Origin of the sequence: Chitinophaga sp. GbtcB8 (assembly GCF_019091455.1) — a bacterium.
Lineage (GTDB): Bacteria > Bacteroidota > Bacteroidia > Chitinophagales > Chitinophagaceae > Chitinophaga.
This window is the reverse complement of record NZ_JAGXJN010000010.1, coordinates 49,711-70,077: the sequence shown is the minus strand read 5'-3', so window position 1 is coordinate 70,077 and position 20,367 is coordinate 49,711. Positions and strand designations below refer to the sequence as shown.

Sequence of the window (20,367 nt, the reverse complement as noted above, 5' to 3'; positions counted from 1 at the left end):
GTAAGACTTCCCGCTAAAAAAAGATGCCCGGTCCGGTAAATACCAGCGGGCATCGTGTCATACTTCTATCTAAATCGTTCAGGTTGAATAAGTCACCTGCGCCTGCCGCAGATGATGGTGTAAGTGCACCAGGTAATCCTCCACTATATATTCCAGCGTTACCGGTGCGTGGGCGCCTATTTTACAGGTTTGCTGTAAGGCGGCTGCGGGAATGCGTTGCATTACCCGTACCAGGTGGCGGTTCACTACGGCCCATAACAGGATGAGCGTTTCCCAGTCTGTTTCCTGGTAGCCCTGTGCGGCTACCCAGAAATCCTGCGCATATCCCGGCAGCTCCAGCGGCCCTTGCTGGGCGCGTATAAAACGTTGATGGTTGTTGAGTGCAGAATCTATCAGGTGACCCAATATTTCCCTTTTGCTCCACTTTTCAGGCGCTGGTTTGAAGGCTGCTTCTGCTTCGGTATACTTCCGAAGGTTAGGTACAGCTACTGTTAATGTTTGTTCCAGCCCGCGGGCGGTTGCCTGTGCAGTGGTTTCCTCAACTGAGCTCATAGCGTTGTTCTTTGCTTTTATTTACGGCTGTATTCACCATATACACCCCGGTTAATGTTACCAGGCATGATAAAGCAGTGATCCAGTTTAATTGTTCATTTAAGATCATCCACCCCAGCAGCACTGCTACTATCGGGTTTATGTAAGCATATACGGATGCCAGGGATGGAGGCAGGTTATTGAGCGTGTATACGTAAGCGGAGTATCCTAATATAGACCCGAAGAAGATCAGGTATAACAGGCTGCCCCATAATTCGCCGGTAAACTCCGCATGGCGGAACTCGCCGGTGACCAGGGTTATTACCAGCATTACAATGCCGCTGAATAACATTTCAAACCCTGCGCCGTACAGGTAATTCACCTCCAGCGCCCACTTGGCGGTGAGCACAGAACCCATGGACCACGACAAACAGCTGATAAGCACCAGGATAATACCAAAGCGGAAATCAGGGTTCATCAGATCTCCCAGGTAATCGGAAAAAATGCCTGCCACGCCAATAAAACCAATGACCATACCGGCAATTAACAGGGGCGATACCCGGTTCTTTTGCTGCACCAGGAAAAAGCTGAAGATGGTCATCCAGATAGGTACAGTGGCGGCAATAATGGCGCCCAGCCCACTGGGTATGTATTTCATGGCCCAGGTAAGCAGGCCGTTGGCGCCTACCAACATCATCATACCAATAATAAACAAGCGCGATAATACGGCCTTACCCGGCAGCTTATACCCTTTCAGTAAAAAGAAGCTAACTAACAGCACACCTGCCACGCTTTGCCGCAGGCCTGATAGCATAAGCCCGTGCATATGCCGCACTCCTATCCTGGAAGCCAGGTAAGTAGTGCCCCAGAAAATGCTTACTATGACCAGCGCCAGGTAAGCTTTTGTATGTTTGGATTGTGTCATTCTTATAGCGGTTTAAAGCAAAAAGCCTAGTAGCTTGTCTAACAGCGGTTTTTCTTTGGTTGCTGCTTTGGGCTTTAAGCTTTGTGCTATTTCTTCCATTTCCTTAAATACTGTGCGTACATCCTGCTCCGTAGTACGCCAGTTCACCAGCGCTGCGCGGATGGCCGGTGTGTGCAGGTATACCGTAGGCGTCATAAAGACTACGCCACGCTCAGCCAATATTTCCAGGAAACGGGCAGTGGCTTCATCCAGCTCGTTTAAAGGTTTGCTAAGTGTAAAACAAACCACGCTCAGCTTCACCGGCGCCAGCAAGCGGAAGTACGGGCTGTCTGAAATCAGCGATCCCAGTAAATTCGCCTGCTGTATATTGGCTTCTACTATATCCTGGTAGCCTTTTGCACCATAAGCCTGCAGCGAGTACCAGGCTGGTAAGGCCCGCAGGCGGCGCGAGTTTTCCGGTACATGATGAATGAAGTTAAAATCTTTTGCAGGATCGCCTAAGTAAGCAGCGCCTACGTTCTTGAACACGGCGGCCTGTAATGAAGGATGCCTGCAGAAGATCATGGCGGCATCATAAGGTACGTTCATCCATTTATGCGCGTCAATGGTAATGCTGTCTGCCGCTTCCCAGCCTTTTACCCAAAACCGGTGCTGCGGGCTGCAGGCGGCAAACCCGCCAAAAGCAGCATCCACATGTAACCAGAAATTATATTGCTGTTTTAAACGTGCCAGCGCAGCAAGATCATCAAAGTCAGTTGTATTTACGGTGCCTGCGCTGGCAACAAAGATCACCGGCCGGCCTTTGTGCTGCTGCAGCCAGGCCTCCAGCGCATCTACATCTACCGCTTCCCGTTGGGGCAGGGCAGGTATCTTTACCAGCGCATCCCTGCCAAAACCCAGCATAGAAAGGCTTTTAGCCACACTGGAATGCGGTGTGCAGGCAAGCACTTTTGGCTCCTGTAAGGCGCCTATGCCCTGCTGCCCTACATCTACTCCCTGCTGTTCTCCCAGCCATTGCCTTGCCACAGCCAGCCCCGCAAAGTTTGACATAGTAGCGCCGGATACAAAGCTGCCTTCAAAATCATCCGGCAACCCAAATAACTGGCGGAGCATTTGTATGGTGGCTATTTCAATATTAAAGGCAGCTCCGCCTTTGTCGGCTGCATTCATATCAATGGCGGAAGCCACCCAGTCGCCAGCTAAGGCGGCAGGCGTTACGCCACCGGTTACAAAACCCCAGTAGCGCGGTCCGGCACCTGCTGCCAGGTACGGACCGTATTGCTTCTGGAATTGCTGTAAGGCTGCCATAGCCCCTATGCCCTGTTCGGGTAATAAAGTAACATTGCCTGGCGGTGGCATGTACTTACTGGCGGGCAGCTCTTCTATGTTGGATAAGAAGTGTGTACTAAATGTTTGCGTTGCTGACAATAGGTCATTCAATTGCGCCAGATCCTGTTCTAATTGCGCGTTCATCTTACTAACGTTTAGAATAACTGTAACGGTTGAGACAGCAAAATTGATACAAAAAACTTATCTAAAACAGATGCAGTTCTGTAAAAATTGACCAGATCAGATAGCTGTTGAACCAACTTTCGTGATCTGCGGTCGGGGGCAATTATCCGTATCCCTGCTGTTATTGACCAATAACAAGCGGACCTGCATACATAAAAAGAAATTGCAAAAACAAACAACCAGATCAGATGGTCTTAAATTAATCGTACAGGCATATCACTTATAACAGGCTTTCTTTAAAACTGCCACGGTACAGATACGGGGCGGGATCATCAAACGAATGGACCTTATCCGGTTAAAACAATTCCTGTGTACCATACTTATGCTTCCATTCATGCTCCAGCAGCCACTTTTTACGCCAGATACCGCCGCCAAAACCTGTAAGTGAACCATTGCTGCCAATTACGCGATGGCAGGGCACCACAATCGGCAAATGGTTGCTGCCATTGGCAGTGCCTACGGCACGAATGCTTTTAGGATTGTTGATCCGTTTAGCCAGCTGTAAATAGGAGATGGTATTACCGTAAGGGATGGCTAACAGCTGTTGCCATACCGTTTGCTGAAAATCTGTACCGCTTTGCTGCATGTTAAAGCTGAAAGTACGGCTGCTGCCGGCAAAATATGCATCCAGCTCCGCCATGCACTGCAGGAAAATATCCGGCAAAGATTGCATAGTGACCAGCGTGCGCGGATCAAAAATGATCCCGGTGATGTGGTCATCATTTCCCGTGAGGCCCAGTGGGCCGATGGGTGATTGATAGGTGTGGTGGTAGAGATCCATGACAATTACGAATTTTCAATTACGAAGTGCGAATTGAATGCAACGAAGACTTACTCGCTGGATAAGCTTCTCCACAAATAAAAGGTGGCATAAGCTGCATGCTGCTGCCAATGGGCGGTGTAGTCTTTTACTGCTACCAGGGAAGGTTTGGCCGGTAGCTGTAGCTGGCGGCGCAGGGCGTTGTGCAGGCCTGCATCTTCCAGCGGTAATGCTTCCGGGAAACGGCTGTACTTCATTAACACATAGTTAGCAGACCAGTTGCCGATGCCTTTCCATTGCAGCAGGTATTCCCTGGCAGCGGTATATTCCATTTGCTGCAGCTGTGCTGCTGTTAACCGCCCCTCTGTCATGGCCGCTGCTATGCCAATAATATAATGGGCCTTACTGCGCGAGAACTGCATGGGGATCAGGTCATCCGGCTGTAAGCCGGCCACCACCGCAGGATGCGGGTAAGTGTAATGATCTGCTTCCTCTACCTGTGCATGGTAACCAAAGGCCTGTATAAAACGGCGGCGTAATGTATAGGCAAATGGTAAGCTGATCTGCTGCCCGGTAATAGTCCATGTAATAGCTTCAAACAAGTCCGGTATACCAATGAGGCGCAAGCCGGGGTAACGCTGCACCAGCGGCGCTAATACCTCATCCTGCGCGGCAAAGTTGTAAAAGGACTGCATATCAGCATCCAGGTGCAGCCAATGCGTAACGAATTGGCGGATGTTAGCTTCATTCACCGCTACCTCCCATGGATTGGCTACCTGTACTTCCAGCGCTTTTTTATCGGCTGCTTCGCGGATCTTCAGCAGCAGCGGGGCGCCATCCTGCACGATCATACGCTGCAGGTAACCGTCTTTCACAAAGTGCAGGCACTCCCGGTCAGAGCGGCTGAGAAATACCAGGCACTCCGCAAAGGAAAATTGTTCAGGATGTAATATAGGTACTGTGATCATGTGCTTATGGTTTACAACGCTTACAGGCGCGGAAGCCATTCTTCAGGGCTTCATCGCGGTTAGCATAAAAAATAACATTGTCTGGCCGCGGATTAGCGGAGCAGGATGGTTTGCAGAAAATGCCGGTGGTTTTTACGGCGTTGTAGAAGAGGGTATCAAAATCCTTATCCTTGCTGAGCATGGCCTGCAGCATTACAGGATAAGTTAGCGGGGAACCTTTCTTGTAGGTAGTACGTTCCAGGAATACGCCATGATCGTTTTTAAGGGAACGCTGGTCCAGGTTCAGGTAGTCCTGCAGCCAGTCTTTCAGCTGGTAAAAAGCCGTTTTATTCAGGTAACCATAACGTTCCCTGCCGGCCTGGTAGATCCTTATCCAGCCGCAGTCTTCCAGCACACTTACATGTTTGGAAACGGCCTGCCGGCTAATATCACTAAAATGCTCGTTGATCTGGTTCACATTCAGCGGCTGCTGTAACAACAGCTCCAGTATTTGCCTGCGTACCGGATCAGCGAGCCCTTTAAACAGCTCATCCATTTGCGCAACATTTAAGTTGCACGAAAATAGTGCAACTTTTTAATTGCACAAAAAATAATTAAGAATGAATAATTAATACCGGAGGCCGGTTGTTCGCCTGAAGCACCAGCCCCATGACTATTAATAATGAAGACTGTTGTTCATTAGATATGATTATTAATCATGAAGGCCGGTTATTCACTTGAAGCACATGCCCAGCGTCTATTAATTATTCATTCTTTATTATTAGTTAGCGTAGCTGTGGAAGTGTTCGTGTTGAAATAACAATACGGTTCCAGCCATTAATGGTTACAATTAACAGGATAAGCTGCACAAGCTCTTTTTCTGAAAAATGCTGAGCGGCCTCATTATAAACATCATCCGGCACATGCGTGGCAGATACCAGGGTAACTGCTTCTGTAAGCGCTAAAGCAGCCCGCTCCTGCGGGGTAAAAAAGGGGGCATCCCTCCAGCCGGCCAGCGTGTACAGGCGCTGTTCTGTTTCTCCTATTTTGCGGGCCTCAAAGGCATGCATATCCAGGCAAAAGGCGCAGCCATTGCTCTGGGAAGCGCGCACTTTAACCAGGTCCATCAGCTTTTTATCCAGGCTGCTGTTGCGCACATACGTTTCTAAAGCGCTCATTGCTTTGTAGGCTTCGGGGTCTACTTCTTTCCAATGCATTCTTGTTTTCATCTGCTTTCAGGTTTGATGCGGATACAAAATAACAGCAATACCGCTCACCAAAACAGATACAGAATTTATTATTTTTGACCATAACAGATAGAGTTATGCCTAAAACGGATGATTTTTTATACCAGCAGCTGGCGGATAAAATTGAGCTGCTCATTGAAAAAGGTGTGTATGCAGCGGGCGATAAACTCCCCTCTGTACGGGAGCTGCACCAGGAGCATAATATCAGTATCAGCACCGCTTTACAGGTATATACACAGCTTGAAAAAAGGGGATGGATAGCTGCCCGTGAGCGCTCAGGATATTATGTGCAGTATACACAGCGGCAACGCCTCCAATTACCGGCTATTACTACACCCCGGGCTACTATTACCACGGTAAAGGTAAATGAGCAGATGCAGCGCATACATGATGGACGGCAGTACAAAGGCCTTATTTCCCTGGATGCTGCAGCGCCTGCCAATGAGCTGTTCCCGCTTAACAAGCTGCACAAAGCCTTGCTGCATGCAGTACGTTCGCATAAAACGGCCTTTGTGCATTATAATGATCTGAATGGTTATGAACCGCTACGCAAACACATTGCGCGGCGTACGCTAAGCTGGAAGGGGGCCGTTAATTCATCGGACATTATTATCACCAATGGCTGTATGGAAGCCATTAGTCTGTGTTTGCGGGCAGTGGCCAAAGCCGGTGATACCATTGCCATAGAATCCCCTACTTTTTTTGGATTGCTGATGACCATTGAAAGCCTGGGCATGAAAGCGCTGGAAATACCTACTGACCCGGTAAGCGGCATATCACTTGAAAAGCTGGAAGATGCCTTTCGTAAAAAGCGGGTAAATGCCTGTTTGTTCATCAGCAATTATAATAACCCATTGGGCAGCTGTATACCTGCTGCCGGCAAAAAAGCGCTGGCGCAGCTGCTGCACAAATACCAGGTGCCGTTAATTGAAGATGATACTTTTGGAGAGCTGCATCATGGACCCGAAAGGCCCGCTACTGTAAAGACTTTTGACAAGGATGGATTAGTGCTGCACTGCTCTTCTTTTTCCAAATGGCTGGCGCCCGGCTACCGCCTTGGATGGGTAATTCCCGGCAGGTATTATACCCAGGTACAACAGCTGAAATTTATGACCACCTTTTCTACCGGCCTGCTGCCGCAGCTGGCTGTATATAGCTACCTGGAGCATCAGCGCCCGGATCTGCACCTGAAGCAGCTACGGCGGGCGCTGGCCCTGCAAACGCAGCAAATGGCCCGTGCCATCCAGCAATATTATCCGGATGATACACAGCTCAGCAACCCGGAAGGGTCTTTTAACCTGTGGGTAGTGTGCAATAAAAAAACAGATACCTGGGAACTGCACCGGCAGGCGGCAGCACATAACATTGGTATTATGCCAGGCACCCTGTTCACCAGCCAGCAGAAATATAAGAATTGTATGCGCCTCAGCGCTGCACTGCCCTGGAACGAAGACCTGACCCGGGCCGTGCAAACTACCGGAAAACTGATCCGGAAAATGTTATAAGCTACTGCGCATGCGCCAGCTTAAAAATGGAGAACAAATGATGCGCTTCATGCAGCAGGAAGAACTCTGTCCATTGCAGTATGTTCAAACGGCCATACCGTTTGTGCACACCTACGCGCTGTAATTGTTCCTCCGAAAGGCTTTGCAGCAGCTGAATGATCTTCTGCCGGTCGGTTTGCATTTCTTCCAGCAAGGTGTCCATCGACTGGCGGCGCCAGTACAGGAACACCGGGTCATCATCTCCCACATACGGCTCAAACAGCGGGTCCTGCGTATCCAGGATACGATACACCCTGCTCAGGAATGCTGGCTGATAGCTCACCAGGTGGGCTACCTGCTCCTGCACCGACCATTTGCCGGGCGAAGGCTGCGCCAGCAGCTGCTCCTGCGTTAAAGCCGGTAACATAGGCGGTAGTGCCTGGTACTGGTTCAACAGACGTTCCAGCAACGATGGATAAAACATATTGGCGAAAGGAGTTAGATATGGCTGCAAAATAAATAGTTTGCAGGTTGCCAAAACAGATGCAGTTTTAGTAATTTTGACCAGATCAGATCTTTAAGCCATGTTAAAAACCGCGGAGCATTTATACTTGCAGATAGCAGACCGTATAGAACAGCTGATAGAAAAAGATGTATTGAAAATAGGCGACAAACTACCTTCTGTACGCATGCTCAGCAAGGAACAGGGCGTAAGTCTCAGCACTGCTTTCCAGGCCTATTACCACCTGGAGGGCAAGGGATTAATTGAGCCCCGGCCTAAATCCGGCTACTACATACGTTTTAGCCCGCGTAAGCTGCGCGATATTCCCAAAACCTGCGAGCCGGTAAAAAAAGCATCGGAAGTAACGGTACATGAAATGATAGACCGCGTGTTTGCCCACATGGCGGCCGACAACATACTGAAGTTCTCCATTGCGGCCGCTGCCGATTCCCTGCTTCCGGCAGCCAAGATCTCCAAATCAATGGTGCAGGCCCTCCGTAATATGCCTGGTAACGGTATTGGATATGAATCCATACAGGGGAATTTGCAGCTAAGACGGCAAATTGCACGCATGAGTATTTTATGGGGCGGCGTGGTAAGTGAAGAAGATGTGGTAACCACCAATGGCTGTACAGATGCCTTAACACTCAGCCTTTGTGCCGTAACACAACCCGGTGATACCATTGCGTTAGAGAGCCCCTCCTACTACGGCTCCCTGCAGCTGGCTGCCAGCCTGGGTTTAAAGGTGCTGGAAGTGCCTACCAACCCGGTAACCGGTGTAGAGCTGGATTACCTGGATAAAGCCATTCCACGGCACAATATTAAAGCCTGCTTATTTGTAACCAACTTCAATAACCCGCTGGGCTCCTGCATGCCGGATACGCATAAACGCGAGCTGGTACATATACTAGAAAAACATGGCATTCCCTTAATTGAAGATGATATTTACGGGGATATTTATTTTGGAAGGGAAAGGCCCGCCCTGTGTAAAACCTTTGATGAAAGCGGTATTGTGCTGGCCTGCAACTCCTTTTCCAAATCCCTGGCGCCCGGCTACCGCGTAGGCTGGACACTTCCGGGGAAGTATAAGGAAAAGGTACTACGCCTGAAACGTAACCACTCCATTGCCTGCGCCTCGCTGCCCCATGCAGCCGTAGCGCATTTCCTGGAAAATGGCCGTTATGAGCACCACCTGCGCAGCATGCGCAAACAGCTGCATACCCAAAGCCTGCGCTACTTACAGGCGGTGGCGGATTATTTCCCGGAAGACACTTTGGTAACAAGGCCTATGGGTGGTTTTGTACTATGGCTGGCCCTTAATGAGAATATTAATACCTATGAGCTGTATGAGCTGGCGCTAAAGAATAAGATCAGCTTTGCGCCAGGCCGTATTTTCTCCCTGCAGGACCGCTACCGTAACTGTATGCGCCTGAGCTATGGCAACCCGTGGAATAAACAGGTAGAGGAAGGCATTAAAACATTGGGGAAGCTGATCAGGAAGCTGAAAGGTTAAGCATAAAAAAAGCCGGAGCAAGAATGCTCCGGCATGCCTAAACCTACAACTGTTACACTGTAACAGATACTAAAAATCTTATGTTATTTTCCGGTAATTCCAGATAGCAATACCATTCATCACCACCGCATATGCCAGCATAATAAGCAGGTATATTTGTATGTTAGCCCAGCCACTGCCTTTGAGCAATACCATACGTATCACCTTTACAAAGTAGGCAATAGGATTAAACCAGGTAAGCACCTGCGCCCAATGCGGCATATTCTCCACCGGGGTAAACAAACCACTCATGAGTATAAAGATGATCACAAAGAACCACGCAATGAACATAGCCTGCTGCTGCGTTTCCGTAAAGGTGGAGATCAGCAAGCCCATACCCAGCATAACCCAGAGGTAAACGGCGGCAAACAGGAACACCAGCCACAGGCTGCCTGCCATGGGCAGATGGAATACCAGCTTTCCTACCAGCAATCCCAGGGCCAGCTCAAACAACGCTACGATCCAGAATGGGATCAGCTTTCCTAATATAAAGTGGTGTTTACGTATAGGAGTTACGTTTAGCTGCTCGATGGTACCAATTTCCTTTTCTTTTACGATATTCATCCCGGACAAAAAAGCCCCGATCATAGTTACCAGCACTACAATAATGCCCGGCACCATGAATACTTTATAATCCAGGCGGGTATTGAACCAGTTTGAATAGGTAACCTCAATTACAGCAGGGCCATTGCGCCCATCCAGCGCCAGCCATTCCGTGCGGATGTTCTGGTTAAAGCTGCGGATAATATTATTGGTATAACCATTTGCCAGGCCTGCCTTGCTGCCGTTAATGGCATTTACCAGCAGCTGCAGGGAGGCTTTATCTTCCCGTACCAGGTCGCGCTCAAAATGCCGGGGTATCATTAGTACAATGTCTGCTTTATCCAGCTGCAGGTCTTCAAAAGCGGCTTTTTCATTAAATGTTTGGCGGTGCAGCTTAAAGTAACCGCTGGCCGTGAGCTTATTTACCAGGCGCTGCGACCAGGCGGAATGATCCTGGTCCACTACATCAATAGCCAGGTTCCTTACTTCATAGTTGGCAGCATTGGACAATACCAGCAGCTGGACAATCGGGATCAGGAAGATGATGGCCATCATACCCCTGTTCCGGAAGATCTGCAGGAACTCTTTTTGCAGTATAAAAAAGATGGTACGCATCAGCTTAAACGGATTTTGAATTTACGTATGCTTATTGTCACAAATAATAACGTCATACCGCACAGTACAAGGCTTTGCGGCCATACTTCCCGCAGGCCGGAACCTTTGAGCATAATATCCTTGAGGATAATGATGAACCATTTGGCCGGCATTATGTTAGATAATAACCGCAGCGGAAGGGGCATGCTTTCAACAGGAAAGATGAAACCGGACAGCAACACGGTAGGCATCAGTAAGCCCATCATGGAGGCCATCATGGCGGTTTGCTGTTTATCTGTAACGGTGGATATGAGAATGCCTAAACCCAAAGAGGTTAGTACAAACAGCGCACATTCCAGCAACAGCAGCACAATACTGCCTTTAATAGGCATACCAAATAACCAGATACCCATGCCCAGGATCACCAGTGCATTAATGAACGACAATACAATATAAGGCACCACCTTTCCTGTTACGATCATTGCCGGCGGTAATGGCGATACCAGTAATATTTCCATGGTGCCCAGCTCTTTTTCCCGGGCAATGGTGATGGAGGTCATCATGGCAGATACCAGTAATAGTATTAAGGTCATTACACCCGGCACAAACAGGAATACACTTTTTAATGCCGGGTTGTATTGCATGCGTACCGTGGTGTTAATAGTAAGCGGCATTGACTGCGGCCCGTTCAGCTCCTGCTGATAATTGCCGATAATGGCCCGGGCATAGTTAATGAGCGTGGTAGCGGTGTTAGGGTCACCGGCATCTGCCAGCAGCTGTACCTGCGCTTTATGTAAATGGAAAAATGATTCCCCGAATTTAGGCGGGATCACTACCACCATTTTTATACGCCCTTCCTTGAAGGCCGCTTCAATAGCCTGGTGGCTTTGCAGCTCCTGGTCTATTTTAAAATAACTGCCTGCCTGCAGCTGCTGTACCAGCCGGTTGCTGTAATAGTCCCTGGATTGGTCCAGCACAGCGATTTCCGCGTTTTTGATCTCATTGGTAATGGCAAAACCAAAGAGCACGATCTGCACTATCGGCATTCCAAAAAGAATGAGCAGTGTGCGCTTATCGCGGAAAATATGGTAAAATTCTTTTCGGGCAAATACAAAGAATTGACGCATGAGATTTTAATTACGAATTGTCAATTACGCCCCGCAAAACGGGGCTTGAGCACCATTGAAAATGATTATGAATGCGAATAATTACGAATGGCTTAGCTTTTGTTGATTGCTTATTCGCCTTCACTTTTTACTTTTTTACTTACTTGCCCCTTGCCAGTTTCAGGAATACATCATCCATCGATTCAGCCTGGAACTGCGCTTTCAGCTGCCGGGGCGTATCCAGGGCTTGTATACGGCCATCCACCATTATAGAGATACGGTCACAATACTCCGCTTCATCCATATAGTGAGTGGTTACAAATACCGTTACCCCGCGGCCGGCTGCTTCATAGATCAGGTCCCAGAACTGGCGCCGGGTAACCGGGTCTACCCCACCGGTAGGTTCATCCAGGAACACAATGGACGGATCATGCAGGATGGCTACGGAAAAGGCCAGCTTTTGCTTCCAGCCTAATGGCAGGGCGCTTACCAGCTGGTCTGCTTCAGCTTCCATCTGCAGCTTTTGCAGCAGCTGTTTTGTTTTTTCTTTGATCGTGTTATTACTTAATCCATAAATGCCGCCGTAAAAGCGGATATTCTCTTTTACCTTCAGATCTTCATACAGGGAGAACCGCTGGCTCATGTAACCGATATTTTGTTTTATCCTATCGGCCTGTTTGTACACATCAAAGCCGGCAACCTTAGCTTCCCCGCTGCTGGGCCTCAACAGCCCGCAAAGCATGCGCATAGCGGTTGTTTTACCGGCGCCGTTAGCCCCCAGGAAACCGAAGATCTCCCCTTCCTTTACTTCAAACGTAATGGCATTGGTGGCTATGAAAGTGCCGAATTTCTTAGTAAGCTCTTTAGTAACGATGGGTTGCATAACTTAAACTTTTTCGCTTTTCATCAGCTCCATAAAACAATCTTCAATGCCGGCCTGTATGGGATGCATGCTAAACTCCTCGTGCCCTTTGGGTTGCAGGTAAGCATGTAGCTTATCCAGGTCTGCCTCCCCGTGTTTGAGCGTAAGATGCAGGTACTCTCCAAAAGCATAACAGCTCTCTGTTTCAGGAAAACTGCGCAGGTCCTGTATCAGCGGGTACATACGTTTAGCGCGAACGGCCCACATCGGTTTGTTGTTTTGTGCAATGATATGTTGCGGCGTATCAATTTCCAGCAGGCTGCCATTCTGGATCAGCGCTACCCGGTCGCAGAGCATAGCTTCATCCATATAGGGTGTGGATACCAGAATGGCAATGCCTTTTTTACGCAGGCGTTGCAGCATTTCCCAAAACTCCTTGCGGGATACCGGATCTACACCGGTAGTAGGCTCGTCCAGGAACAGCACCACCGGTTTATGTACCAGCGCGCAACACAGCGCCAGCTTTTGTTTCATACCACCGGAAAGTTTTCCTGCCGGCCGGTCTTTGAAAGGCGCTATCTGCACATATATTTCTTCTATCAGCTCATAGTTGGCAGCCACCGTGGTATTAAAAATGGTAGCAAAAAAGTCCAGGTTCTCCTGCACCGTCAGATCCTGGTACAGGGAAAAACGGCCCGGCATGTAACCCACTATTTTGCGGATGGCTTTATAGTCCTTTACAACATCCAGCCCATTCACCGTAGCCTGTCCTTTATCTGCCAGCAGCAGGGTGGTAAGAATGCGGAACAGCGTGGACTTACCGGCGCCATCCGGTCCTATAAGCCCGAACAACTCCCCTTCATTCACCGTGAAAGAAATATCGTGCAGGGCTTTTACCTTGCCGAAACTTTTATGCACATCCTGTACAACAATGGGTGTTTTCATGAGTTATTGTTTTGCCAGTTTCAGCTCAGCGGGCATGCCTATTTTCAGGCTGCCATCATTCTGTACTTTCACTTTTACGGCGTATACCAGGTTAGTCCTTTCTTCTTTAGTCTGTATTTCCTTGGGGGTAAACTCTGCTTCGGCAGATACCCAGGTTACGGTGCCGGGCCACTCGTGGTATTTACCTTCCGGCAGATCGGTGCGTACAGTTACCTGCTGGCCTATCTTTAACAGCCCTAATTGTTCCTCACCCACATAAGCCCGCAATAGCAGGGAGGAAAGGTCAGCTACTTTATACAGCGGTTTACCATAATTCACCACCTCTCCCTTTTCCACATACTTGGTAAGTACTGTGCCGCTAACGGGGTTCACTATACGCGACTGGCGCAGCTGGTCATTGAGCTGCAACACCTGTGCTTCCAGGGGCTGTGTCTCGCTGCTGTAGCCACTTACCTGTGTATTGAGGGTGGAGGCCAGGGAGCGGTATTGTTTTTCCAGCACAGCTACCTGCGCATTAACATCATCCAGCTGTTTGGTGGTGGCGGCGCTGGCTTTTACCAGGTTCTGTATACGCAGCTGCTCCCGTTTCTGGGTGGCTATCTGTTCCCGGATCACTTCCAGCTGGGGTGCGGTTTCCGGTATTTTACTCAGCACAGCTTTAATGTTGGCCCTTACCTGCGATTTTTTCAGGGAAAGCTGGGTGGAGTCTATCCATCCTACTATGGTATCAGCGGGTAAGGTCATTCCTTCCTCCACGGCAAAGGATAACAGCTTACCGGTACCTTCTGCAGATACTACTGTTTCTATGGCTTCAAAATTCCCATAGGCGTCTGCGTTATCATCATTGGAGCGGCAGGCCGGCAGCATAATAGCAAGTACTATAACATTGAATACAGTACGCATGGTGCAAATGTTTTTGAGTACAGGTAACATATATTTAATAGCCTTTTATAAGTTGATAATTAATACGGGCCAGCGCCAGCTGCACCTGGTGCGTGCTTTGGTCTACCCGGGCCTGCATTACGGCATTCAGGTCGGTAATGTAATCGTGCACGGTAATAACCCCGTTATCCAGCTGGGCAGCGCTGGCATCTTTTACCCGGGCGCGCAGGGTCAGGATCTCCGTATCTTTTTCCAGCGTTTGCTGCAGGCGGCCTATTTCCGTTTGCTGCTGCGCCAGCTGTACCCGGGTGTTAAGTGTAAAGGTTTCTGTTTGCTGGTTTATGTTCTGCTGCTGCAGGCGCAGAATGTTTTGTTCCGTACGGTTATAACGCCAGTTCCAGAGGGTCCAGTTCAGGCGGATGCCGCCCAGGTAAAAAGGAGTAAAATCATTTTTCAGCATATTTAAACCCGGCCGGCCGTAACCACCCTGCACAAAGGCGCTTATACGGGGCAAGGGTTTGGTGGCGGTAAGCCTGGCCTGCTGGTTAAGGGCGGCGGACTGCAGCTGGTATAACTGCAGCTCCGGCCGGTTAAGTGTATCCGTTGAGGTTACCTGCGCTGCTGCAGGCAGGGACAGTTTTACCGCGCCGGTTGTTTCATAACCGGTAAGCAGCTGTATCACGGCCAGGTTAGCACTGCGGGAGGCATCGGCGGAGATCTCCTGCTGGCTTGCCCTTAGCTGTTCTGCCTTTAACATATCTACATTCGAGGGCAGCACCGTACCATTCTGTACCCCGGCATTTAACCGGTCTATCCGCTGTTGCAGGTCCTGCTGCGTTAAGCGGGCAGCCTGTATGTATTCCGCTGCCAGCAACGCATTGAAATAGGCCTGTGTTATCTGCTGTTTTACCTTGTACAGCTCCACTTCCACTTTCTGCTGCTCTGTTTGTTGCTGTATGGTTTGCAGCTCCCGCTGCTGGCGGGTAGCGCCGCCATCGTACAACAGCTGCTTTACATCAATGGTGGCCCGGTACTGGTCTTTGGAAAATTCCGGTATGCTTACCCCCGGTACTTTAAACGGAAATTCTGTAACGGCGCTTTGGTAGGTAGCCTGCCCGTTCAGCTCTGCCTGTGGCAGGTAAGCGGTATTGGTATTTTTTACCTGCAGTTTTAAAATGCTGTCCAGCACCTGCTTTTGGCGTAGCAAAGGGTAATGCTCACGGGCCAGCTGCTGGCATTGTTCCAGGGTAAGCAAGGTGCTGTCCTGTGCATACAGCTGCGTGGTAGCTAATAGCCACACCCAAACGACATACTTCATTGTTAACTATTTTATTTAACTATTTGGTTAATTCAAAAGCAAAAAAAACCTACGGTGTAATTGCCGCTAAAATAAAGTCCGCCACAAACTGTTTTCTTTCTTCTATCAGTAGCTTAAACTGTACTTCATCTATTCCTGTAACCCCCTTCAGCAAAGGTTTTGCCGCGAAGGGAAAGACGCACATCGACAAAATATTCAGCATTAATTGCAGGGGGCTTATCTTTTTAATGATCCCCTTTTCCCCTGCCACGGCTATTTCCATGAGGAACTGCTGGATGTTCGGGAAGTTAGGTTTGGTTTTGAATTGCTTTACCAGGAGCTCCGGCTGCTGCTGCAGCTCATTCAGTACAAATAAAGGGAGATGCGGATTTTCCGTTAGCCCCTGAATATAGTTCTTAACGATCTCCCGGATCTTATCCGGCAGCGGCAAGTTAGCATTGATAACATTGCTCATACGATCCATTAGCTTATCCAGGGCTTCCGTGAAGACTATTTCAAACAGTTTCTCCTTGCTGCGGTAGTAATAATGCAGCATAGCTTTATTAATGCCTGCTTCATCTGCAATATCCTGCATACGCGCGCCTGCAAGTCCTTTGGTTGAAAATATCTTTTTGGCTGCTGCTATAATCTGCTCCTCTGTATTCCTTTCCTGAGACATAAACTATTCAGTTTAACCATTCGGTTAATGCAAAGATATGGAAAGATTGGAAAGCGTAAAATAAATTTTTCTGTCAGGGAGCTTGGCCTAAGAGCACCCTATGGCATGATGAAATTGTGCGTACGATTGCCCGGGGGACTGCCTACAAAGAATCTTCCACTCCTATGGCAAGATGAATATTGTCAGGATAATAGCTGGAAGGATCGTCCATCTCCCGTAAAAGCCAACCGCTTTTACGTAATTCCCAGCCCCTCAGGCCGGTGAAAATGCCGCGGTGTAAGACCAGTATGAAACGCCGCATTTAACTTTTTGCTCAGCTCCCGTGCAGACCATAGATAACAGCGCATCATTATTAGTATATACATATGCCGGAAGCCGCCCCGGATACACATATGAACCATCCGGGAAAAATGCCTTATCTTAATAGGCGTAAAGAAGAAAAAGAAGAAAGGTTAACAAACAAGGTGCTGACAGCCGTTATCGGGTGCTGCCCTTACGTTTTGGGGTCAAACGCTATATGCAGAGAAAAGTACGATCGATTTAACAGTACAAATTTACTACCGGCCGGCCATGGGGGCAAGCGAAGTAACACCTGAAAAGATTGCGTATTTATACTTGTTTTTTCAGGCAATTCTACGAAGGGGTTTGTAGGGCATATCGGCTATTTTGCAGCTCAGTTCACCAAAAAACCTCATACTCATGAAAAAAAACCGCTTTACTTACATTGCCGCCCTGGTGGCAATTGTTTTGTTAAATGCATGCCAGCAGCCTCAAGGCCCCATCCCTTTTGACCCCCAAAAGGCATCGATCCACACCATTCCCATAAACGAAGCCGCTACCCTGACCAGAGATTTCCGGAATACCCGGGACCAGCTTATAAAAAACGTCCGGCTGGATTCGTCCCTGAAGCTACCCACAGCCGAAACCTTTAACCGCGACGCCTTTGCCGTATTATTAAACCAGAAAGATGCACAGGGCATCCGTATTTATTATGGCCGTGGTAAGAATGGGGAAGTGAGACTGGTAATGGTACCGGTTGATTCCAAAGGCGAAGATATTGTTGTAAAACTGCTGGATGGTAAGAACAGCCGGGGCGAGAAAGCCGTTGGTTTTATACCCGGTATCTCCACTGCCCAGGCGCAGGTTGATGATGCAGAGGCCATGGAAAACGGCCAGCGTTGCGATCCCCCGCCCTGTAAAGCCAGCAAGCTAACCAGATAATCTACCCAACTTTTCTCAATGATCCCTGACCATATTGCCAGTTTCCTGTTAAGCGAAACAGTGGTTATCCCGTTGATTATAGGGGTGGTACGCTTTTACAAGATCAATACCAGCTACCACCCCTTTATTCTTTTGTTATTGATGGCCTTTACCTCTGAGGTCATTAGCTTTATCTGTATCAGCTACCTGCACGCCAACAATGCGATCACGGTAAACCTGTACGCATTAATTGAGTGCCTGATCCTGCTTTTCCTATTCCGCTCCTGGGGTTTCCTGCAGCGGAAACAAAAGCTGTTCTATTTCCTGATGGCTGCCTTTATTATTATCTGGATCACGGAGAACCTGGTGTTCTTTAAGATAGAAACCTACAGCCCATTTTTTAAAGGCGCTTACTCCTTTGTGATCGTATTGCTTAGCATCAATGAGATCAATTATATGATCGTGCAGGATAGCAAACAGCTGTTTAAGAACGCTAAATTCCTGATCTGCCTGGGCTTTATCATCTATTTTATTTACCAGATCATTTACGAAGCATCCTATTATGTGCTGGGGAAGGATAATGTGGTAAGCGTAGCCACGAAGATCATTAGTATGTTCGGGTATATGAACGCTTTTGTAAATTTGCTGTATGGAGTGGCCGCGTTTTTAATCCCCGTAAAAAAGAACGATCTTTATTTTAACAGGCACTTTGAGTAAATGAAGGAGAAAGTAATTTTTCAACAATGGGAGATAAGATCTTTTATACCACCGTCTTTGTTTCTTTGCTCATTGCAATTATCATCGTTTTTTTTGTAGTATCCATTATCCTGTACCACCGCCGCTATATTAAATTACAAAGGGAACGGATCACCGCGGAGATCACCATACTGGAAAACGAACGCAAACGTATTGCCACAGACCTGCACGACAGCGCCGGCCCCCTGCTGTCAACCGTAAAACTTTTCATTAACAGCCTGGATGTACATACCGATGAGGATAAACAGATCATAGCCCGCTCCAGCAAGTATATTGACGAAACCATCACCAACCTGCGGCAAATATCCCATAATCTGCTGCCCAATGCGCTGGAGCGAAAAGGGCTCACCGAAGCGCTCCGCGAATTTATCCAGCAGATCAGCGAAAAACAGCCCCTGCACATTGAGCTGCGCACCAGCGGCGACATACAAATACAGCCGGAAAAGGCCATCCACATTTTCCGTATTATCCAGGAAATTATCCAGAACACGCTCAAACACGCGCACGCCAAACAGCTGCAGATATCCCTGAATAAGGAAGAAGACCTGCTGCTATTGCTGATCCGTGAAGACGGCGCCGGTTTTGATGTAAAAAAAGCAAAGGCCAACTCCACAGGCCTGGGCATGAAAAGCCTGGAAATAAGGACCGACATTATGCATGGCTCTCTGTCCATTGATTCCGCACCCGGACAAGGCACCAACTACCTGATAAAAATACCAGCCTGAATGCAGGCCCCTCCCACCTCCACTGCCGTCTGAACAAAAACTGCCGGAAATTTGTATATTTACTTCCTCAAAAGAGGCACTTATCCACCCCAATATTGCAGTTCGCAATTTTCAGTTGGGGCTCGTGGGGCACGCAACGCTTGTACGGCGATCATTATCACTCCGGAAACAATGGACCAACAAATCAGATTATTAATAGCAGACGATCATGAGATCTTCAGGGACGGACTGGCACTGATGCTTTCCAGGCAGCCCGATATTCAGCTGGTAGGCCAGGCATCTGATGGCCGTGAGCTGGTGGACATGCTGGAAAATGTGCAGGCGGATATTGTACTGACCGATCTCAAAATGCCCCGTATGGATGGGGTAACCGCTACCCGCTTGCTGCTGCAAAAAAATCCTTTGCTCAAGATCATTGCCCTTTCTATGTTCGACGAGGAAGACCTGATCGTGGAAATGCTGGAAGCCGGTGCCAAAGGGTACCTGCTTAAAAATGCGGATAAACAGGAAATACTGGAAGCCATTACACAGGTGTATGCAGATAATATCTTCTACTGCAAACAAACTTCCGCCAAACTGGCCACCATGATCGTAAAGAGCCGGTTTGACCCGCAACGCAATAAAGAAAAGATCTCCTTCACAGACCGCGAAAAAGAGATCATTAAACTCATATGCCTGCAATTCACCGCCCAGCAGATCGGTGAAAAGATCTTCCTGAGCAAACGCACGGTGGAAGGGCACCGCACCCGCATCCTGGAAAAAATGAATGTGAAGAATACCGCCGGCGTAGTGGTATTTGCGCTGAAAAATAACCTCATTAAAGAAGAAGACCTGCTCTAATATTTTTATATGCCCTGCTACTGCCTGCTGTGAAAAAATGTTTCTTCCAGGTAATAATTTACCTATTATTTTTTGCAACGTTGTTACAATTTTATTTATATTTGTCACATGCAGTTCCTCCGGCATATCCTTATTCGTAAAGCAGCGGCCTTTATATTAATGGCCATGCTGCTGTATATACAGGGTGTGCAGGTTTTTCACCGGCACGACTATACGCAGGTAAAACATCATAAGACTGCCCAGCTGCCGGAGCACCTGGTTAAGGCCAGCCATTCCTGCCCTATTTGTGATTATCACCTGGCAAAAGATGCAGATCTCCCAGCGGTACATATAATATTGCCCCCGCTTTGTTACTATTCTGTTACTAATACCTTCCGCCCTTCTGCCCCCAATGCTGGCCTGCAGTATACACAGGCTAACAGAGGCCCTCCTGCCCTGTTATAATATTCTTCCCTTATTGCTGCTTCACATTTTTCAT

The 20,367-nt window shown here is 48.4% G+C and carries 23 protein-coding genes; 7 read left to right on the top strand and 16 right to left on the bottom strand.

From position 1 onward, the window contains the following. Positions 1-78 precede the first annotated feature (78 nt). The 7 genes from KVT36_RS11690 to KVT36_RS11660 form a co-directional block, all read right to left on the bottom strand. Positions 79-552: a DinB family protein gene (locus tag KVT36_RS11690; protein WP_217603675.1), complete on the bottom strand. Its 474-nt coding sequence runs from the start codon at positions 550-552 to the stop codon at positions 79-81. Next, positions 539-1,456 carry an EamA family transporter gene (locus KVT36_RS11685; protein ID WP_217603674.1) on the bottom strand — a complete coding sequence of 306 codons (918 nt, stop codon included), beginning with the start codon at positions 1,454-1,456 and terminating at the stop codon, positions 539-541. The genes KVT36_RS11690 and KVT36_RS11685 overlap by 14 nt, the downstream gene beginning before the upstream one ends. A gap of 12 nt (positions 1,457-1,468) precedes the next feature. Further along, on the bottom strand, positions 1,469-2,929 hold the full coding sequence (locus tag KVT36_RS11680) for a pyridoxal-dependent decarboxylase (protein ID WP_217603673.1): 1,461 nt from the start codon (positions 2,927-2,929) through the stop codon (positions 1,469-1,471). Positions 2,930-3,263: 334 nt separating this feature from the next. Beyond that, on the bottom strand, positions 3,264-3,749 hold the full coding sequence (locus KVT36_RS11675; RefSeq protein WP_217603672.1) for a methylated-DNA--[protein]-cysteine S-methyltransferase: 486 nt from the start codon (positions 3,747-3,749) through the stop codon (positions 3,264-3,266). A 50-nt stretch (positions 3,750-3,799) separates the two neighbouring features. Further along, positions 3,800-4,696: a DNA-3-methyladenine glycosylase gene (locus KVT36_RS11670; protein WP_217603671.1), complete on the bottom strand. Its 897-nt coding sequence runs from the start codon at positions 4,694-4,696 to the stop codon at positions 3,800-3,802. Between the two features lie 4 nt (positions 4,697-4,700). Further along, positions 4,701-5,231 (bottom strand): helix-turn-helix transcriptional regulator, encoded by a 531-nt coding sequence (locus KVT36_RS11665; RefSeq protein WP_089914375.1) that lies wholly within the window; start codon positions 5,229-5,231, stop codon positions 4,701-4,703. Between the two features lie 229 nt (positions 5,232-5,460). Beyond that, complete coding sequence (locus KVT36_RS11660) at positions 5,461-5,904, bottom strand: carboxymuconolactone decarboxylase family protein (protein ID WP_217603670.1); 444 nt, start codon at positions 5,902-5,904, stop codon at positions 5,461-5,463. Between the two features lie 95 nt (positions 5,905-5,999). Here KVT36_RS11660 and KVT36_RS11655 point away from each other — a divergent pair, with 95 nt between their 5' ends. Continuing rightward, positions 6,000-7,427 (top strand): PLP-dependent aminotransferase family protein, encoded by a 1,428-nt coding sequence (locus KVT36_RS11655; RefSeq protein ID WP_217603669.1) that lies wholly within the window; start codon positions 6,000-6,002, stop codon positions 7,425-7,427. Between the two features lies 1 nt (position 7,428). Here KVT36_RS11655 and KVT36_RS11650 read toward each other — a convergent pair whose 3' ends face one another. After that, positions 7,429-7,920 carry a DinB family protein gene (locus tag KVT36_RS11650; RefSeq protein WP_217603668.1) on the bottom strand — a complete coding sequence of 164 codons (492 nt, stop codon included), beginning with the start codon at positions 7,918-7,920 and terminating at the stop codon, positions 7,429-7,431. Between the two features lie 70 nt (positions 7,921-7,990). Here KVT36_RS11650 and KVT36_RS11645 point away from each other — a divergent pair, with 70 nt between their 5' ends. Next, positions 7,991-9,421 (top strand): PLP-dependent aminotransferase family protein, encoded by a 1,431-nt coding sequence (locus KVT36_RS11645; protein WP_089914383.1) that lies wholly within the window; start codon positions 7,991-7,993, stop codon positions 9,419-9,421. A gap of 78 nt (positions 9,422-9,499) precedes the next feature. Here KVT36_RS11645 and KVT36_RS11640 read toward each other — a convergent pair whose 3' ends face one another. The 8 genes from KVT36_RS11640 to KVT36_RS11605 all read right to left on the bottom strand — a co-directional run bounded on the left by KVT36_RS11640 (position 9,500) and on the right by KVT36_RS11605 (position 16,669). Continuing rightward, positions 9,500-10,618, bottom strand: coding sequence for an ABC transporter permease (locus KVT36_RS11640; protein WP_217603667.1), 1,119 nt, complete (start codon positions 10,616-10,618; stop codon positions 9,500-9,502). Continuing rightward, a complete protein-coding gene (locus KVT36_RS11635; protein ID WP_217603666.1) occupies positions 10,618-11,724 on the bottom strand; it encodes an ABC transporter permease in 1,107 nt (368 codons plus the stop codon). Before KVT36_RS11635 ends, KVT36_RS11640 begins: the two co-directional genes overlap by 1 nt. A 139-nt stretch (positions 11,725-11,863) precedes the next feature. Beyond that, the gene (locus tag KVT36_RS11630; RefSeq protein WP_217603665.1) at positions 11,864-12,586 is read right to left on the bottom strand and encodes an ABC transporter ATP-binding protein; all 723 of its coding nucleotides are present in this window, start codon (positions 12,584-12,586) and stop codon (positions 11,864-11,866) included. A 3-nt stretch (positions 12,587-12,589) separates the two neighbouring features. After that, positions 12,590-13,510, bottom strand: coding sequence for an ABC transporter ATP-binding protein (locus KVT36_RS11625; RefSeq protein WP_217603664.1), 921 nt, complete (start codon positions 13,508-13,510; stop codon positions 12,590-12,592). A 3-nt stretch (positions 13,511-13,513) separates the two neighbouring features. Beyond that, positions 13,514-14,413, bottom strand: coding sequence for an HlyD family secretion protein (locus KVT36_RS11620; RefSeq protein ID WP_217603663.1), 900 nt, complete (start codon positions 14,411-14,413; stop codon positions 13,514-13,516). Between the two features lie 34 nt (positions 14,414-14,447). Continuing rightward, a complete protein-coding gene (locus KVT36_RS11615; protein ID WP_217603662.1) occupies positions 14,448-15,710 on the bottom strand; it encodes a TolC family protein in 1,263 nt (420 codons plus the stop codon). A gap of 49 nt (positions 15,711-15,759) precedes the next feature. Continuing rightward, the gene (locus KVT36_RS11610) at positions 15,760-16,368 is read right to left on the bottom strand and encodes a TetR/AcrR family transcriptional regulator (RefSeq protein WP_217603661.1); all 609 of its coding nucleotides are present in this window, start codon (positions 16,366-16,368) and stop codon (positions 15,760-15,762) included. 142 nt (positions 16,369-16,510) lie between these two features. Further along, positions 16,511-16,669, bottom strand: coding sequence for a hypothetical protein (locus KVT36_RS11605; RefSeq protein WP_217603660.1), 159 nt, complete (start codon positions 16,667-16,669; stop codon positions 16,511-16,513). A gap of 398 nt (positions 16,670-17,067) precedes the next feature. Between KVT36_RS11605 and KVT36_RS11600 the strand changes: the two genes are divergently transcribed. The 5 genes from KVT36_RS11600 (at position 17,068) to KVT36_RS11580 (ending at position 20,333) form a co-directional block, all read left to right on the top strand. Then, a complete protein-coding gene (locus KVT36_RS11600) occupies positions 17,068-17,589 on the top strand; it encodes a hypothetical protein (protein ID WP_217603659.1) in 522 nt (173 codons plus the stop codon). Positions 17,590-17,607: 18 nt separating this feature from the next. Continuing rightward, on the top strand, positions 17,608-18,285 hold the full coding sequence (locus tag KVT36_RS11595) for a hypothetical protein (RefSeq protein ID WP_217603658.1): 678 nt from the start codon (positions 17,608-17,610) through the stop codon (positions 18,283-18,285). Between the two features lie 26 nt (positions 18,286-18,311). After that, the gene (locus KVT36_RS11590) at positions 18,312-19,049 is read left to right on the top strand and encodes a sensor histidine kinase (protein WP_217603657.1); all 738 of its coding nucleotides are present in this window, start codon (positions 18,312-18,314) and stop codon (positions 19,047-19,049) included. 171 nt (positions 19,050-19,220) lie between these two features. Further along, positions 19,221-19,889 (top strand): response regulator transcription factor, encoded by a 669-nt coding sequence (locus tag KVT36_RS11585; protein WP_217603656.1) that lies wholly within the window; start codon positions 19,221-19,223, stop codon positions 19,887-19,889. Positions 19,890-19,997: 108 nt separating this feature from the next. Further along, positions 19,998-20,333 carry a hypothetical protein gene (locus KVT36_RS11580; RefSeq protein ID WP_217603655.1) on the top strand — a complete coding sequence of 112 codons (336 nt, stop codon included), beginning with the start codon at positions 19,998-20,000 and terminating at the stop codon, positions 20,331-20,333. The last annotated feature ends 34 nt before the right edge of the window (positions 20,334-20,367 follow it).

Coding starts and splice junctions, on each gene's coding strand:
- KVT36_RS11690 (WP_217603675.1), bottom strand. CDS start 552: ATGAGCTCAGTTGAGGAAACCACTGCACAGGCAACCGCCCGCGGGCTG.
- KVT36_RS11685 (WP_217603674.1), bottom strand. CDS start 1,456: ATGACACAATCCAAACATACAAAAGCTTACCTGGCGCTGGTCATAGTA.
- KVT36_RS11680 (WP_217603673.1), bottom strand. CDS start 2,929: ATGAACGCGCAATTAGAACAGGATCTGGCGCAATTGAATGACCTATTG.
- KVT36_RS11675 (WP_217603672.1), bottom strand. CDS start 3,749: ATGGATCTCTACCACCACACCTATCAATCACCCATCGGCCCACTGGGC.
- KVT36_RS11670 (WP_217603671.1), bottom strand. CDS start 4,696: ATGATCACAGTACCTATATTACATCCTGAACAATTTTCCTTTGCGGAG.
- KVT36_RS11665 (WP_089914375.1), bottom strand. CDS start 5,231: ATGGATGAGCTGTTTAAAGGGCTCGCTGATCCGGTACGCAGGCAAATA.
- KVT36_RS11660 (WP_217603670.1), bottom strand. CDS start 5,904: ATGAAAACAAGAATGCATTGGAAAGAAGTAGACCCCGAAGCCTACAAA.
- KVT36_RS11655 (WP_217603669.1), top strand. CDS start 6,000: ATGCCTAAAACGGATGATTTTTTATACCAGCAGCTGGCGGATAAAATT.
- KVT36_RS11645 (WP_089914383.1), top strand. CDS start 7,991: ATGTTAAAAACCGCGGAGCATTTATACTTGCAGATAGCAGACCGTATA.
- KVT36_RS11640 (WP_217603667.1), bottom strand. CDS start 10,618: ATGCGTACCATCTTTTTTATACTGCAAAAAGAGTTCCTGCAGATCTTC.
- KVT36_RS11635 (WP_217603666.1), bottom strand. CDS start 11,724: ATGCGTCAATTCTTTGTATTTGCCCGAAAAGAATTTTACCATATTTTC.
- KVT36_RS11630 (WP_217603665.1), bottom strand. CDS start 12,586: ATGCAACCCATCGTTACTAAAGAGCTTACTAAGAAATTCGGCACTTTC.
- KVT36_RS11625 (WP_217603664.1), bottom strand. CDS start 13,510: ATGAAAACACCCATTGTTGTACAGGATGTGCATAAAAGTTTCGGCAAG.
- KVT36_RS11620 (WP_217603663.1), bottom strand. CDS start 14,413: ATGCGTACTGTATTCAATGTTATAGTACTTGCTATTATGCTGCCGGCC.
- KVT36_RS11615 (WP_217603662.1), bottom strand. CDS start 15,710: ATGAAGTATGTCGTTTGGGTGTGGCTATTAGCTACCACGCAGCTGTAT.
- KVT36_RS11610 (WP_217603661.1), bottom strand. CDS start 16,368: ATGTCTCAGGAAAGGAATACAGAGGAGCAGATTATAGCAGCAGCCAAA.
- KVT36_RS11605 (WP_217603660.1), bottom strand. CDS start 16,669: ATGCGGCGTTTCATACTGGTCTTACACCGCGGCATTTTCACCGGCCTG.
- KVT36_RS11600 (WP_217603659.1), top strand. CDS start 17,068: ATGAAAAAAAACCGCTTTACTTACATTGCCGCCCTGGTGGCAATTGTT.
- KVT36_RS11595 (WP_217603658.1), top strand. CDS start 17,608: ATGATCCCTGACCATATTGCCAGTTTCCTGTTAAGCGAAACAGTGGTT.
- KVT36_RS11590 (WP_217603657.1), top strand. CDS start 18,312: ATGGGAGATAAGATCTTTTATACCACCGTCTTTGTTTCTTTGCTCATT.
- KVT36_RS11585 (WP_217603656.1), top strand. CDS start 19,221: ATGGACCAACAAATCAGATTATTAATAGCAGACGATCATGAGATCTTC.
- KVT36_RS11580 (WP_217603655.1), top strand. CDS start 19,998: ATGCAGTTCCTCCGGCATATCCTTATTCGTAAAGCAGCGGCCTTTATA.